Source organism: Mycobacterium sp. GA-1199, from assembly GCF_001500045.1.
Lineage (GTDB): Bacteria > Actinomycetota > Actinomycetes > Mycobacteriales > Mycobacteriaceae > Mycobacterium.
Genome location: NZ_LQIX01000034.1, coordinates 118,383 through 133,740 on the forward strand (window position 1 = coordinate 118,383; position 15,358 = coordinate 133,740).

The window sequence follows — 15,358 nt, forward strand, 5'->3', positions numbered from 1 at the left end:
AGGGGCGCAATATGAGTCAATCAGAGCGTTCTGACGCTTTCGCAGAGGGTTTTGACGCCCGAGGATCCGGCATGTCCAGTGAGGACGCGGCCGAGCTCGAGGAGCTCCGCCGGGAGGCCGCGGTCTTGCGAGAGCAGTTGGAGAACGCGGTAGGCCCCCAGAGTGGCTTGCGCAGCGCCCGAGATGTCCACCAGCTCGAGGCTCGCATCGACTCGCTCGCCGCCCGCAACGCCAAGCTGATGGAGACCCTCAAGGAGGCCCGTCAGCAGCTGCTCGCATTGCGCGAAGAGGTCGACCGCCTGGGACAGCCGCCGAGCGGGTACGGAGTCCTGCTGGGTGTCCAGGACGACGACACGGTCGATGTGTTCACTTCCGGGCGCAAGATGCGGCTGACGTGCTCGCCGAACATCGACACCAAGTCACTCAAGCAGGGTCAGACCGTCCGTCTCAACGAAGCCCTGACGGTCGTCGAGGCCGGCAATTTCGAGGCGGTCGGCGAGATCAGCACCCTGCGCGAGATCCTGTCCGACGGACACCGCGCGCTGGTGGTCGGGCACGCCGACGAGGAGCGCATCGTCTGGCTCGCCGAGCCGCTGGTCGCGGCCGAGGACCTGCCCGACGGCTACGACGACGACCTGGCCGACGACAGCCGTCCGCGCAAGCTGCGCCCGGGGGACTCGCTGCTGGTCGACACCAAGGCCGGCTACGCGTTCGAGCGCATTCCCAAGGCAGAGGTCGAGGACCTCGTGCTCGAAGAGGTGCCCGACGTCAGCTACAACGACATCGGCGGCCTGGGCCGGCAGATCGAGCAGATCCGCGACGCCGTCGAGCTGCCGTTCCTGCACAAGGAGCTGTACCGGGAGTACTCGCTGCGTCCGCCCAAGGGTGTGCTGCTCTACGGTCCGCCCGGCTGCGGTAAGACACTGATCGCCAAGGCGGTGGCCAACTCGCTGGCCAAGAAGATGGCCGAGGTGCGCGGCGATGACGCCCGCGAGGCGAAGAGCTACTTCCTCAACATCAAGGGTCCGGAGCTGCTGAACAAGTTCGTCGGCGAGACCGAGCGTCACATCCGGCTGATCTTCCAGCGCGCGCGGGAGAAGGCGTCCGAGGGCACCCCGGTGATCGTGTTCTTCGACGAGATGGACTCGATCTTCCGCACCCGTGGCACCGGCGTGAGCTCCGATGTGGAGACGACCGTTGTGCCGCAGCTGCTTTCGGAGATCGACGGCGTCGAGGGGCTGGAGAACGTGATCGTCATCGGCGCCTCCAACCGCGAGGACATGATCGATCCCGCGATCCTGCGCCCGGGCCGTCTGGACGTGAAGATCAAGATTGAGCGTCCGGATGCCGAAGCCGCGCAGGACATATTCAGCAAGTACCTCACCGAAGAACTGCCGGTCAACGAGGACGATCTGGCGGAGTTCGACGGCGACCGGTCGTTGACGATCAAGGCGATGATCGAGAAGGTCGTCGACCGGATGTACGCCGAGATCGACGACAACCGCTTCCTCGAGGTGACCTACGCCAACGGCGACAAAGAGGTCATGTACTTCAAGGACTTCAACTCCGGGGCGATGATCCAGAACGTCGTCGACCGGGCCAAGAAGTACGCGATCAAGTCGGTGCTGGAGACCGGCAGCAAGGGTCTGCGGATCCAGCACCTGCTGGACTCGATCGTCGACGAGTTCGCCGAGAACGAGGACCTGCCCAACACCACCAATCCCGATGACTGGGCTCGGATCTCGGGCAAGAAGGGCGAGCGGATCGTCTACATTCGCACGCTGGTCACCGGCAAGAGCTCGTCGGCCAGCCGCGCGATCGACACCGAGTCGAACCTGGGTCAGTACCTGTAGCCCTCCTTATGTGCGCGAGCGCGCGTGTGTGCACACGGCACACCGCGCTTGTGCAGCAATTCGCGCACGCTCGCGCGCGTCGAGGGATACGGTCGCGTCATGTCCGAGGACGACCTGTCGGTCACGGACGGTGTTTTCGGCAAGCGGTACGGCGAAGTGCTGCTCGTCAAGTCCACGCCGTCCGGCGCCGAAGCCACGGTGTACAACACCTTTCCCCTCAACGACTGCCCGGCCGATCTGTGGAATGCGCTCGACGCGAAGGCAATCGCCCAGGAGAACGACGCCGTCGCCACACTGCTCAACGGGCCGCGGTACTGGCTGATGAGCAGTATCGGCAAGAGAGGCCGGGACACGTTGGAGCGCAAGAGCTTCGGCGGTATCGAGATGTTGCGGCAAGCCACCGTCAAGCTCGCGTCGATGAATCCGGCCCCGTATCAACTGAACCGGGTCGACCGCAAGGCGATCTTCACTTTCGACGCGGGCCGGGAGATCTACGAACTCGTCGATCCGAACGGCCGCCGGTGGGTCATGCAGACGTTCAGCCAGACGGTCGACCCGTCGCTGTCGCTGAGCGACCTCGCCGGCCTCGCCGCCAGGCTGTCGCTCCCGGAGGGCTGGTCATATCAAGCGCGTATCCCCACATCGCCACTCGTGGTCGACACCGCCACCGAGGACGCCTGCGTGACGCAGGACGACCTCGCCAACAGCTATTCGTTGCAGACGTAAGAACATCAGGCCGCTCAACGCGTTGGGAGCGTGCCGAGCTCGAGATATCGCCCCTGTAAAGGCCCGCTCTTGCGCGCGCGGGCCGTATGCTGCCAGCTAACTGGCCGGCCTAGTCCAGGGGGGCTCGCGGGTGATTGAAGTATTCATCAGCTACTCGGATGCCGATGAGTCCGCGGTCGACGCGCTCTTCGAAGACGTAGAACTGGCGAAAATGCAGGTGTGGCGCGATGTGGACTCCGAACGGCGCCACGCCTGGTGGAGTAAGACTCTGGAGCGGATCCGTCAGGCGACGGTATTCGTCTTCGCCCTGTCCGACCAGGCGTTGCGTTCTGAGGGGTGTCGCACCGAACTCGCCTACGCCGAAGCGCTCGGATTGCCGATACTCCCCGTCCAGATCGGCGAAGTGGCTGGCGGTCGGTCCGATCCGGTCTTCACCGCGCAGATACTCGACTACCGTGAAACTTCGCGGCGCAGCGGCATCGAGTTCGTCGCGGCCCTGCTCGAGCTGGCTCGCGAACGGGAGCGATCGGCCGATCCCCCGCCCGCGCCCCGGATCCCTGGTGAGTATCTGCTTGAACTCGGCGACTGGGTGTACGACGACGCTGAGCTTTCACCGTCGACCCAGATGCAGATTCTGTTCGAGTTGCGCAGCGCTGCAGTAGATTCCGGGAGATCAGCCGTAGAACACGACGTTTCGCGGCTGTTGCGAGCGTTGCGAGCTCGTGACGACGTGACGTTCCGCATCGCCAGTGAGATCGACACGTTACTTGCGGTCCAATCGTCGGCGAGCAACTCCTCACTCGCGACCGAGTCGTCCGGAACAGTGGCCGAACATGGCACCGCGGTATCCGAACTCTTCGGCGGCGAGCGGGAGTACCGCGTCGCCCCTACGGTGGCCGCATCCGGAACGGCACTCTACGACAGCGGCGGTCCCGCGGAGGACGGCCTGAGCGCCCCTGAGACCGGCACCGCTATCGACGACCTGCTCGAACGCGCGGTATCGGCCATCAACCGCGGCGACCGGGAAGCAGCTTCCGATCTAGTGGAACAAGTGTTGGCCGTCGATGACGGCAACGTCGACGCGGAGGATCTCCTGGCCGCCCCGGCCGATGCGGGTGAGATCCGCCGCCTGACGATAATGTTCGTCGACCTCGTCGACTCGACGGTTCTGTCGACGCGGGTGGAGCCCGAAACTTATCGCTTGCTCGTTGGCCGCTATCGCGATCAGGTGCTGCGAATCGTTGAGCGTTACGAAGGTCATGTCGGGTCGACCAAGGGCGACGGTCTGCTTATCGTGTTCGGCTACCCGACTGCCCACGAGAATGATGTGCATCGCGCAGTACAGGCGGGGCTGGAGATAACCCGGGAAGTCGCTCGGCTGAGCGAGCAGGCTGAACGTCGTTTCGGGCTGCAGGTGAACGTGCGGGTCGGTGTGCACCGGGGCATGGTCTATCTCGACACCGCTCAGGACGACGTTTATGGTTTGGCTGCCAACCTGGCTGCGAGGGTGTCGGGGCTGGCGCATCCCGGGACCGTCGTGGTCTCCGACGCCGTCCAGCCGTTGATCGAGGGTGACTTCGAGGTCCAGGCACTGGCACCGGCGCCGGTCAAAGGTGTCGACGAGTTGATCAACCACTACCACGTGGTGGGGGAGCGACTGAACATGGCGCGAGTTCAGTTCGGGCCGGTGGTCGGCCGTGATCGCGAGCTCGAACGGCTTGAAAAGAGTTGGGCCCGAGCAAAAGCCGGCACACTGACGACCCCAGGCGTGGTTCTTCGGGGGGAGGCCGGAATCGGAAAGTCGCGGCTCGCTGTCACCGCCACCGAACTCGTCGAGCGTGATGGCGGGACGGTACTCGAGCTGGTGGGTTCCCCTTTTCATCCTGAGGCTGGGCTTCATCCCGTCCGCGCGCTGCTCGAACGCCGCTGCAGTATCGATCGGCAGACCAGCGCTGCGGACCGACTCCGCAGATTGCATGACGAGCTCGACGCTCAATCACTCGCGCCGGATGCGGTAGTTCCGCTCCTGGCACCGGTCCTCGCGATCGCGCCCGAACACGGATATCGCGTGGTGCCAGCCGAAGGGCGAAAGCTGCAAGAACTTATCAACGATGCCGTACAGGCCTATTTCCGATCGTGCCTGAAGGCAGCGCCCGGGATGATCCTCGCGGAGGATGTGCACTGGTTCGACGACTCCACACTCGAGCTACTCGGACAGCTTCTGACCGGGGCCGAAGGCAATCTGCTAATCGTGATCACTGGTCGTGACGGCAATTGGCTGGACCCGCAGTGGCCGGTCAAGGTGTTCGACCTGAAACCGTTGAGCGACGATGAGACGGATTCTCTCATCCAGGCCCTCGACCCGAGCGTGACAGCAGAGGAGCGCGCCACGGTACGTCGTCGATGTGACGGAGTGCCCTTCTACGTCGAACAAGTGGTGGCGGGTCTCGGGACGTCGGCGCCGCCCGGCGAGCGGCCGACGGTGCCTGATCCGCTCTATGAACCGCTCTTTGCGCGGTTACTCACGACGCCGAATGTGGTCCCGGTCGTGGAGGCGGCCGCGGTGATCGGACGCCAGGTCGATCGCAGCCTCTTGGTGGCTGTCACCTCGCTCGACGAAGACGACATCGACGACGTCATCGACGAACTCGAGAAGGCGCGTGTCATCGAACCAAGCGGAGCTTTCGGCTTCCGATTCCGTCACGAGCTTCTGCGTGAGGTCGCAGCCGAGATGGCGCCGCCCAGCGTGCGGCGTGGACTGCACGCCAAGGTCGCTGACGCGCTGATCGGACAGGGAGAGCCGGACTGGCGACTGGTCGCCGCGCATTACCAGCACGCCGAGAGCCACAGTGAGGCGGCAACGGCGTATCAGAAGGCCTCATCGGACGCCAGGCTCCGCGGCGCGCTCAGCGAGGCTCGCCTGTATCTCGACCACGCGATCGAGGAGCTGGCGAAGTGTCCGCCGAGCGTTACTCGCGACCGTCTCGAGATCGCGCCTCGGCTGGTACGCGGCTTCCTCGCGTCAGCCGCGGAAGGCTATCAAAGTCCTTCCGTAGCAGCTGACTTCGAGCGCTGTTTACAGCTGGCTGGTACCGATATCCGCGACGACGAGGTATTCGCGACCATGCTGGCGCTCGCTAGTTACTACGTGCCGCGCGCCGATCTGCGGCGCGCCTCCCAAGTGCTCGAACTCGTCGACTCCGGTGCCGAGGGCGAACGGCATTGGTTCAGGCCCGCTATTCACAGTGCGTTCGGCATGGTCGCCTTCCTTCGCGGCGACTTCCGGGACGCCCACAGTGAATTCACGCATGCAACGACGGGGTTGACCGAAGACGACGCCCATCAGATCGGTGCGCTGTGGTTCATTCCGGACGATCCGATAGCGCTTGCTCACGAACACCTGGCCATGATCAACTTGCTCAACGGTGATCTGGCCAGCGCGGAAGCCGAGTTTGTCAACGCTGTTCGTCGCGCCGAGCGACTGGAATTCCCGCAGGGCCCCTACAACCACGTGTATGCCATCGATATTGAGATATGGATGCGCACGGAGGCTGGGCAGTTCGATCGCGCACGGGCGTTGGTCGCCGAGATGACCCAACGCGCCGAGCGGTACGGCTTCGATTTCTGGCAGCTCTTCGGAGCCACCGAGCAATCCCTCGTCACCGCCACTGAATTGATCGCCGACGGATCCACCGACACCGAAGCGCTGGAAAATCAGATCACCGCCGTCGCGGGCTTTGTCGAGTTCTGGCGCTCAGTGGGGTTGTACGCCTACCAGACTCACTACGACTGCCTACTCGCGCAACTCCTGACTGCGGCAGGACGGGTCGAAGAAGCTCGCGAGCGGGTCGAAGTCGCCCTCGGCATTGCTCGAGACACGGAGATGCACATGTACGACGCTGAACTTCTTCGCGTTCGCGCACGGACTCACGCTGACCAGGCCGAGAGTCATCGTGACCTTGCTTCAGCGGTAGCTTTGGCGCGTCGCCAGGGTGCTCCGCTTTTCGAGTTGCGTGCCGCGCTCGATGATTTCAACTTACGAGGTGAGTCGGCACGCGACGCGCTGCGCAAAACGGTGGCGTCATTAGCCCCGGATTGCGTGATCCCGGAGTACGTCCGGGCTCGGCGGCTTCTCGGAGAGGCGGAGTCAACGCTGCGCTGACTCCATCGCGCGGTAGGCATCGCGGCCGGCCAGGCTGACCGCGACGTCGGCGATCAGCGGCTCGAAGAAGCGTTCGCGATACAACGGATCCACGCTGGTGCTGACGGTGAAGTACAACCCGGACAGCACGGCGACGAAAAGCGAGACGTGCACGATGGTCTGCGGGACTGGGACGTTGACCCCGAACCACGTTCCCGGACAGGGGGGTTGGCCGACCGGACATGACTCCTCCGACGCCCACAGCACCGCGACGTCATCAGGCACGGCGACGATACCCAGAGCGAGAAAGAACGCGAACAGTCCGGTTGTGAAGAACACCACCTGGATGGTCTGGGAGAAAACCATCACCGCAACGACGTTGATCTGCTCGGCCAGCGACAGCGGCGTACGCTGCAGCCGGGTGCCGGGCTCGACGGCCAGCGGTGTGTCCTCGAGCAGCTTGGCCGGATCGTTTTGTTCGGCGCGGTCTTCGCGCAACGCGCGAACCTCGTCGCGAATGGTGGTGACCACGAAGATCAGCGCCACCAGGGCCAGGAAACCGATTGTCTGCCAGAGCCGTTGGCGCGGCATCCGGGCGGCCAACTGCCACAGCTCGCCGGTGAAGTAGACGACGACGGTGAGCATCAACAGCGGCAGCGCCCGGCTCATCAGTGTTCCGAGTGCACCGAATTGCACCCAGGCGAACCGCAGCGCCCACAGGGCTATCGCCCCGATACCGAGATAGGTGAGCCAGATCGCGACAACTGCGATGACCGCGAACCCCATCGCCTCGACAGCCGCGATGCCCGAAAAGCCGCTGTCGGCGAACGGAAGACCCAATACGAACACGGCCATCACCACCAACGCGGCCGATCGTCGTCCGGCTTCGCTGTGGGCGGTGCCGATGCGGTGCAACAGATGTAACCCGAAGGGGGCCGCCACCAACAATGCGGTCAGCACTCCCAAACGGATGGCGTAGCCGATATCGGGATCCGCACCGGTGAGGTCTGCCAGCAGCATCGTCAGCGAGATCACCGCTCCGACACCGCTGACCATCGGGGCGGAGCGTTCGATCAGCGCGCCGGAGCGGACCCGTCGGGTGAGAACCAGCGGCAGACCGCGATGCAGGAACCAGTTGTGCACCTGACCCATGTCCGACACGGCCCTATTCTGCGGGAAATTGGCTCCGGCGGGCGCTCACCGCGCCGGAACGGCGGCCCGGTAGCGGTTGCGGGCGGTCAGCGTGAGCGACAGATCGTCGACCAGGGGGGCGATGAAGCGGTCGTGATAGGCGTCGTCGCCCACCGCGCGGGCGCTGACGTACATGAACGTCAAAGCTCCGAGGAACAGCGTCACCTGTATGAGCGCATCCGGCACCGGGATCGTCATGCCGAGGAATTGGCCGTCGGCGGAACCGTTGTGCGTCCATGCCGCAAGCAGCTCGGGGGAGAGCAGGATCAACCCCAACACGAGGAACAACAGCGCAGTGACCGCCGCCACCACCAGGATGTGGGCCAGTTGCGATACCGCGAGCACGAAGTACACGTTCCACCGCTCGGGCCGGCTCAGCGGCTTCACCTGCGCGGGATCGGGCATGTCGGCGAACGGAGTGTCGTCGAGCTTTTCGGCGTGACCCGGATGCGGATCGGTGGCGTTGACCATGGGGCGCAACCGGTCCACGATCACCGACGCGACGAACGCCGCCGCGATCGCCGTGAGGAACGACAGCGCGAGCCAGAGCCGGGTGCGCGAGATCGTCGCCGCCATCAACCAGACCGGCGAATTGAAGAACACCAGGAACGTCAACAACAGGACAGGCAGCGCGCGCAGCAGCAGCGACCCCGCCGCGCTCAGGTGCGCGAGAGTCACCCGGGCGGCCCAGCCGAGGATCGAGCCGACACCGCTCGCGGTCAGCGCCAGGATCACCGCGATGGCCACCGCCACCCACACCAGGTTCCTCGGCAGGTAGGGGCTCGGGCCGCCGAACACACCGCCCAGCACCGCGACGACGACAGCGACCGCCGCGGCCGCGAGTCGACGCCGCTGAACAGAGATGCGCGACACCCACCAGCCGAGCGCCGCGGCCGCCGGCAGCACCAGGATCAGCAGCACCAGCACGAACCACTCGCCCCGCGTCGGCCGTCCGTCGATGTCGATCGCGTGCTTGCCCGTCAACGACACCACCGCGACGGTGTTGGCCATCAGCACCGCGAATGCGGCCAGGGCGGGCGCCGACCGCGACCACAGCTGGCGGACCGACCGGCTCGGCCGTAGGACTGCCGGCAGGCCGTGCACGAGGAACCACCGTTCGGCGGCCTGACGGCGCGTCGCATCGACGGGGGCGGGGTCGACCGGATCGGATGGCACGGTCGCAGGCTACTTTCCGCCGTCGCCTAGGCTTGACGACATGCAACGGATCATCGGAACCGAGGTCGAGTACGGCATCTCGTCGCCGTCCGACCCGACCGCGAATCCGATCCTGACTTCCACCCAGGCCGTGCTCGCGTACGCCGCGGCGGCCGGGATCCAGCGTGCCAAGCGCACGCGCTGGGACTATGAGGTGGAATCGCCGCTGCGCGACGCCCGTGGTTTCGACCTGAGCCGGTCCGCGGGCCCCCCACCGGTCGTCGACGCGGACGAGGTCGGCGCGGCGAACATGATCCTGACCAACGGCGCGCGCCTCTACGTCGACCACGCCCATCCGGAGTACTCCGCACCCGAGTGCACCGACCCGCTGGACGCCGTGATCTGGGACAAGGCCGGCGAGCGGGTGATGGAGGCAGCCGCGCGGCACGTCGCCAGCGTGCCCGGCGCCGTGAAACTGCAGCTCTACAAGAACAACGTCGACGGCAAGGGCGCCTCCTACGGGTCGCACGAGAACTACCTGATGAGCCGGCAGACCCCGTTCTCCGCGGTGATCGCCGGGCTGACCCCGTTCCTGGTGTCGCGCCAGGTCGTGACCGGTTCGGGGCGGGTGGGCATCGGTCCTTCCGGGGACGAACCCGGTTTCCAGCTGTCGCAGCGCTCGGACTACATCGAGGTGGAGGTCGGCCTCGAGACCACGCTCAAGCGCGGCATCATCAACACCCGCGACGAGCCGCACGCCGACGCCGACAAGTACCGCAGGCTGCACGTGATCATCGGCGACGCGAACCTGTCGGAGACATCGACGTATCTCAAGCTCGGCACGACCGCGCTGGTGCTGGACCTGATCGAGGAGGGGATGGATCTCAGCGATCTCGCGCTGGCCCGTCCCGTGCACGCGGTGCACGTCATCAGCCGGGACCCGTCGCTGCGCGCCACCGTCGCGCTGGCCGACGGTCGTGAGGTGACCGGCCTTGCGCTGCAACGGATGTACCTCGACCGCGTGGCCAAGCTCGTGGACAGCCGCGATCCGGACCCGCGTGCCGCCGACATCGTCAAGATGTGGGCCGAAGTGCTCGACCTGCTGGAACGCGATCCGATGGAATGCGCGGAGATCCTGGACTGGCCGGCCAAGCTGCGCCTGCTCGAAGGTTTCCGCCACCGCGAGAACCTGGGCTGGTCGGCGCCGCGGCTACACCTGGTCGACCTGCAGTATTCCGACGTGCGGCTGGACAAGGGACTCTACAACCGGCTGGTGGCCCGCGGGTCGATGAAGCGGCTGGTCACCGAGCAGCAGGTGCTGGACGCGGTCGACAACCCGCCGACCGACACGCGCGCGTACTTCCGCGGTGAGTGCCTGCGTCGCTTCGGGGCCGACATCGCAGCGGCCAGTTGGGACTCGGTGATTTTCGATCTGGGCGGTGATTCGCTCGTTCGGATCCCCACCCTGGAGCCGCTGCGGGGCAGTAAGGCGCACGTCGGAGCCCTGCTCGACTCGGTGGACAGCGCTGTCGAATTAGTAGAACAGCTCACCAATTAGGCGCGCTATCGCAGGCAATCGGCGCGGCGACCGGTAATGTGGAGTCACGGCGGGCAGCAGTGAGCCCGCCGACAACTTACGCAGGAGGCAGCGATGGCTCAGGAGCAGACCAAGCGTGGCGGTGGTGGCGGCGAGGACGAGGACCTCACCGGCAGCACGGCCGCCGGGCAGGAGCGTCGCGAGAAGCTGGCCGAGGACACCGACGACCTGCTCGATGAAATCGACGACGTCCTCGAGGAGAACGCCGAGGACTTCGTGCGCGCATATGTACAGAAGGGTGGACAGTGACCTGGCCGCAACGCGATCAGCTGTCCTTTTCTCACCCCTCCGGCTACCCGGTAGCACCCTCCGTCCCCGTGGGCCTCTCGTCCTTCTCTGAACTGCTGCGCCGCCAGGCGCCCGAACTCCTTCCCGTGCACCGTGCCGGCCAGTCCGGCGATGCGCAAACCGACTTCGCACCGCACGGCACCACGATCGTCGCGCTGAAGTTCCCCGGCGGCGTGGTCATGGCCGGCGACCGCCGCGCCACCCAGGGCCACATGATCGCCAGCCGTGACGTGCAGAAGGTGTACATCACCGACGACTACACGGCCACGGGCATCGCCGGGACGGCGGCCATCGCCGTCGAGTTCGCCCGCCTCTACGCGGTCGAGCTCGAGCACTACGAGAAGCTCGAGGGCGTCGCGCTGACCTTCCCGGGCAAGGTGAACCGGCTCGCGACCATGGTGCGCGGCAACCTCGGTGCGGCACTGCAGGGTTTCGTCGCGCTGCCGTTGCTCGCCGGCTACGACATCGATGACCCGAACCCTCAAGCGGCGGGGCGCATCGTGTCCTTCGACGCGGCGGGTGGCTGGAACTTCGAAGAAGAGGGTTACCAGTCGGTGGGGTCGGGGTCCATCTTCGCCAAGTCGTCGATGAAGAAGCTGTATTCGCAAGTGACGGACGGAGATTCGGCGCTGCGCGTGGCGATCGAGGCGCTCTACGACGCCGCCGACGACGATTCGGCGACCGGCGGGCCCGACCTCGTGCGCGGTATCTATCCGACCGCGGTGATCATCGACTCCGACGGCGCCGAAGAGGTGACCGAGGAGCGCATCGCCGAGTTCGCCCGTCTGGTGATCGAAAACCGTTCGCGCGCTGACACATTCGGCCCCGACGCCATCCACCATTCGACCGATGCGCGGGGAGATTCGTGAGCTTTCCCTATTTCATCTCGCCCGAACAGGCGATGCGCGAGCGTTCCGAACTCGCGCGCAAAGGTATCGCCAGGGGGCGCAGCGTCGTGGCGCTGGCCTACGCCGACGGAGTACTGTTCGTCGCCGAGAACCCGTCCCGCTCGCTGCAGAAGGTCAGCGAGCTCTACGACAGAGTCGGTTTCGCAGCCGTCGGGCGGTTCAACGAGTTCGACAACCTGCGCCGCGGCGGCATCCAGTACGCCGACACCAGGGGTTATGCCTACGCCCGCCGCGACGTGACCGGACGTCAGCTCGCCAACATCTACGCGCAGACGCTCGGCACCATCTTCACCGAGCAGGCCAAGCCCTACGAGGTCGAGTTGTGCGTCGCGGAGGTCGCCCACTACGGCGAGTCGAAACCTCCGGAGATGTACCGCATCACCTATGACGGGTCGATCGCAGACGAGCCCCACTTCGTGGTCATGGGCGGAACGACTGAACCGATCATCGCCGCTCTCAACGACTCCTACACCGAAAACGTCGGCCTGGAGGATGCGATGAAGATCGCGGTCGACGCGCTGCACGCCGCGGGCAACGGCGGCTCCGAGCAGCGCGTGCTGGGTCCCGCGACGCTCGAGGTGGCGATCCTGGACGCCAATCGGCCGCGCCGTGCGTTCCGTCGGATCACCGGCTCCGCACTGGAAACGCTGCTGCCGCCGGCGCAGGAGACTCCGCAGGACGCCGAACCCGCCGGGGAGTAGGTCAGCCGGCAGCCGGGGTCGGCCGAGCCCGGATGAGGATGAGTTCGGCGAACTGCTCGGGGCACTCCAGCGGCGTGAAATGCCCCGCGTCATAAGCGAAGTGCACGTGCACGTCGGTGAAGTAGTGCCCGAGTCGGTCCGACCACTCGGCCGGGAACAGCGGATCATGGTGCGGCCACACCACATCGGTGGGCACGTGGATCTTGATGGCACGCTCGGGCGGCAGTTCGGTGAGCGACTGGGCGATCATCCCGGCACCAGCGCGGTACCACGCGATCGACGCGGTGAACGCGCCGGGCAGACCGTAGTCGGACACCAGCCGTTCCAAATCATCCTCGGAGACGGCGAAATTCGGCCCGGACCAATGTGTCCAGAAGTGGCGTAGGTAGTCGCGGACCAGGTCGGGGTTTCCGTCGAGCAGCTGGCCCGCCAGCGGCAGCTGGTGGAAGGACTGATACCAGAACTCGTTCTGTGCCTTCGCGGTCAGGACGCGGTCGCCGGCCCCGGGTAGCGGCGGGGACAGCACCAGCGAACGCACCATATCCGGCTGCATGCGAGCGATGCTCTGCCCGACGCGACTGCCGACGTCATAGCCGGCGAGCACCACTTCGGACAGCTCGAGTTCTTTGATCAGCCCGATGATGCTGCCGGCCTGCGCGGTGGCGCTGTAGAAGTGCCGGATGGCGACCGCGTGTTTGTCCGAGCCGCCGAACCCCCGGAGGTCCGGCACGATGACATCGGCGGCATCCCCGAGCAGGGGCACCACCCGGCGGTAGTCGTGGCGGTTGCCCGGCCAGCCGTGCAGCAGCACCACCGGCGGCGCGCCCCTGGCGCCGAACCGGTCGTAGACGAGCCGGAACCCGTCGACGGGCGAGCTGCGCGACCACACCGGCTTATTCTGGCCAGATGTCATCCCGGTTGTCGTGAGGTTGCACGATCCCTGCCGATATCACCGGTGATGACCCCGAGGATCGCGCGCCAGGCGTCGGAGGGCGCGTTCAGCACGTCGGAGTGGGCGCTGGGTCCGGCCATCGGCCGCCCGTCGTCGTACCGGCCGGCGGGCAACCTGATCACGCCGGGCATCTCGTCGGGGTCGGCGCCGTGTGGGCCGCCCGGGATGCCCTGCACCGCCGCGATGAAGTCGCCCGGCGGCGTCAGGGAGAAGCGCAGCACATGCTGGTTTCTGTTGTGCCAGTCGTCGGGCTTGCGCACTCCGACGCCCGCGCCTGCGGCGGCCACGTACATCGTGCGGTCCGAGGTCATGCCCAACGCCTCGGCGGTGCCCACGATGGACCCGCCGTAGGAGTGGCCGACAACGGTGAGCGGGATGCGGCGGCCGGTCGAGTCCACCGTGCGGTCGACGTCCTCGGTGAAGGCGACCAGCCGCGGCGCCATGGCCAACGCGTAGCGCGGGTCGGCGGCGGCCGCCAGACCCTCCACGACGTTGTCGCCGCGCGGAAACGGCCCACCGAGATAGGTGATGGCCGCGACGTCGCCGCGGGTCGCCGAGACGAACCTGCGCGCGGTCCCGGCGTTGGCCGCCGATCCGGTGATCGTCGTGTTCAACCCCGGCACGAGGACGGCGACGCTGGAGGCCGATGCGATGTTGCCGTGCAGCTCGACCAGTGATGACCGGCCGGGATCGAACGCCAGAATCTGGCGGTCCAGGCGGACGGGTCCACCTGCCGGATCGTCGACCTCTCCGAGCAGTTCCCGGTACACCGCAAGCCGTTGCGGGTCGGGCTCGCGCAGAACGGCCTGCGCCACGTTGGTGCGGTTGGCCTCGACCCTCATCTGCCACGGCACGCCGTCGGTGTTGCCCACCTGCGAAGGGAATCCCTCGACCAAGCGCTGCCGCTGTTCGGGCGTCATCGCCGCGATCTGATCGGCGATCCGGTCCTGGCTGGTGATGGGCCATGCGGTGACGACGTCGGCATCGGCTCCGTGACCACCGGCAGCCGGAATGGCCAACGCCTCGGCCATATCGGCGGCAGCGTCGGCGTCCGCGGCGCCCAGGCGGTTCAGTGCCTCGGCGAGTCGGCCGGTCAGCTCGGCCGCGCGCATGGTGAGCATCTCGACGGCAACCGACGGCACACCACCGGCCAGCGCGACCAGTAGCGGCGACGGTGGGGCGTGCACCTCGACCGACCCGGCGTCGTCGACGGCGAAACCCTCGGTGCGCGCGGCGGCGACCACAGCCATGACATCGGTTCGGGCCGCACTGATCTGGGCAGCGCCGTCGCGGGCCGCCGCGGCCGCGAGCACCAGTGCTCGCGCGAGCGTATCGGCCGCCGCAACAATGCTTTTCGCGCGCTGGCGGGCGGTGTCGGCGGCCGCACCGGTCCAGAAGCTGAATTCGGAGGCCAGTGAGTCGGCGTGCGCGCACACGAGCCGGGCGTTGCGGTCCCAACCGTCGGCCAACCGACCCAGCGCGCCGGGAGACCAGGCTTCGGCCTGGCCGACGGTCGGCGGCGTCACTTCCCGACGCGGTCAGCGGTGCGTAGCTCCGCGCGCTCGAACGCGTCCGCGGAGATCCGCGCCGCGAGCGCCCATCCGTCCATGTCGGCCACGACCTCGGCGAGCCCGGGCGCCACAGAACCCGTCGCGGCGACGTCCGCGACGGCCGCGCCGGGAAGCTCATCCGGATTCAATTCGGGCCAACGCATCTCGACGATTTGGTCAGCGGCGGTCATGACCCGATTGGCGACGGTGCGCAGTTGCGACACGTCGACCTCGACGATTTCCCCCATGGCTCATGCTGACAGAATCGGCGTCCAGGCCGCTGAAGTTATCCACAG

General features: G+C 66.5%; 12 protein-coding genes and 1 pseudogene. 8 read left to right on the top strand and 5 right to left on the bottom strand.

Features of this window, described 5'->3' with window-relative positions:
- Positions 1 to 11 precede the first annotated feature (11 nt).
- The 4 genes and pseudogenes from arc (at position 12) to AU198_RS18630 (ending at position 6,741) form a co-directional block, all read left to right on the top strand.
- Complete coding sequence (gene arc, locus AU198_RS18620; RefSeq protein ID WP_064350041.1) at positions 12 to 1,853, top strand: proteasome ATPase; 1,842 nt, start codon at positions 12 to 14, stop codon at positions 1,851 to 1,853.
- Positions 1,854 to 1,952: 99 nt separating this feature from the next.
- Positions 1,953 to 2,579: a hypothetical protein gene (locus AU198_RS18625; protein WP_064350042.1), complete on the top strand. Its 627-nt coding sequence runs from the start codon at positions 1,953 to 1,955 to the stop codon at positions 2,577 to 2,579.
- A 130-nt stretch (positions 2,580 to 2,709) separates the two neighbouring features.
- A pseudogene (locus AU198_RS26925) lies at positions 2,710 to 2,970 on the top strand (toll/interleukin-1 receptor domain-containing protein); the annotation flags it as partial.
- 501 nt (positions 2,971 to 3,471) lie between these two features.
- Positions 3,472 to 6,741, top strand: a complete 3,270-nt coding sequence (locus tag AU198_RS18630; RefSeq protein WP_286141478.1) for an ATP-binding protein — start codon at positions 3,472 to 3,474, stop codon at positions 6,739 to 6,741.
- Here AU198_RS18630 and AU198_RS18635 read toward each other — a convergent pair.
- Positions 6,727 to 7,872, bottom strand: a complete 1,146-nt coding sequence (locus AU198_RS18635; protein ID WP_064350043.1) for a hypothetical protein — start codon at positions 7,870 to 7,872, stop codon at positions 6,727 to 6,729. The genes AU198_RS18630 and AU198_RS18635 overlap by 15 nt on opposite strands.
- A gap of 45 nt (positions 7,873 to 7,917) precedes the next feature.
- Positions 7,918 to 9,087 carry a hypothetical protein gene (locus AU198_RS18640; RefSeq protein WP_064350044.1) on the bottom strand — a complete coding sequence of 390 codons (1,170 nt, stop codon included), beginning with the start codon at positions 9,085 to 9,087 and terminating at the stop codon, positions 7,918 to 7,920.
- Between the two features lie 40 nt (positions 9,088 to 9,127).
- Here AU198_RS18640 and dop point away from each other — a divergent pair, with 40 nt between their 5' ends.
- From dop to prcA, 4 genes are all read left to right on the top strand, one after another.
- Entirely contained in the window at positions 9,128 to 10,624 is a 1,497-nt protein-coding gene (gene dop / locus AU198_RS18645) for a pup deamidase/depupylase (RefSeq protein WP_064350045.1), read from the top strand.
- A 93-nt stretch (positions 10,625 to 10,717) separates the two neighbouring features.
- Positions 10,718 to 10,912, top strand: coding sequence for a ubiquitin-like protein Pup (locus AU198_RS18650; RefSeq protein WP_064350046.1), 195 nt, complete (start codon positions 10,718 to 10,720; stop codon positions 10,910 to 10,912).
- Positions 10,909 to 11,820: a proteasome subunit beta gene (gene prcB / locus AU198_RS18655; protein WP_064350047.1), complete on the top strand. Its 912-nt coding sequence runs from the start codon at positions 10,909 to 10,911 to the stop codon at positions 11,818 to 11,820. Before AU198_RS18650 ends, prcB begins: the two co-directional genes overlap by 4 nt.
- Positions 11,817 to 12,560 (top strand): proteasome subunit alpha, encoded by a 744-nt coding sequence (prcA, locus tag AU198_RS18660; RefSeq protein WP_064350048.1) that lies wholly within the window; start codon positions 11,817 to 11,819, stop codon positions 12,558 to 12,560. The genes prcB and prcA overlap by 4 nt, the downstream gene beginning before the upstream one ends.
- A gap of 1 nt (position 12,561) precedes the next feature.
- Here prcA and AU198_RS18665 read toward each other — a convergent pair whose 3' ends face one another.
- The 3 genes from AU198_RS18665 to AU198_RS18675 are packed head-to-tail and all read right to left on the bottom strand — an operon-like array spanning position 12,562 to position 15,310.
- Positions 12,562 to 13,473 carry an alpha/beta fold hydrolase gene (locus AU198_RS18665; RefSeq protein ID WP_064350049.1) on the bottom strand — a complete coding sequence of 304 codons (912 nt, stop codon included), beginning with the start codon at positions 13,471 to 13,473 and terminating at the stop codon, positions 12,562 to 12,564.
- Positions 13,470 to 15,038 (bottom strand): alpha/beta hydrolase, encoded by a 1,569-nt coding sequence (locus AU198_RS18670; protein ID WP_064350050.1) that lies wholly within the window; start codon positions 15,036 to 15,038, stop codon positions 13,470 to 13,472. Before AU198_RS18670 ends, AU198_RS18665 begins: the two co-directional genes overlap by 4 nt.
- Positions 15,035 to 15,310: a DUF7162 family protein gene (locus AU198_RS18675; protein WP_064350051.1), complete on the bottom strand. Its 276-nt coding sequence runs from the start codon at positions 15,308 to 15,310 to the stop codon at positions 15,035 to 15,037. Before AU198_RS18675 ends, AU198_RS18670 begins: the two co-directional genes overlap by 4 nt.
- Positions 15,311 to 15,358: the final 48 nt, after the last annotated feature.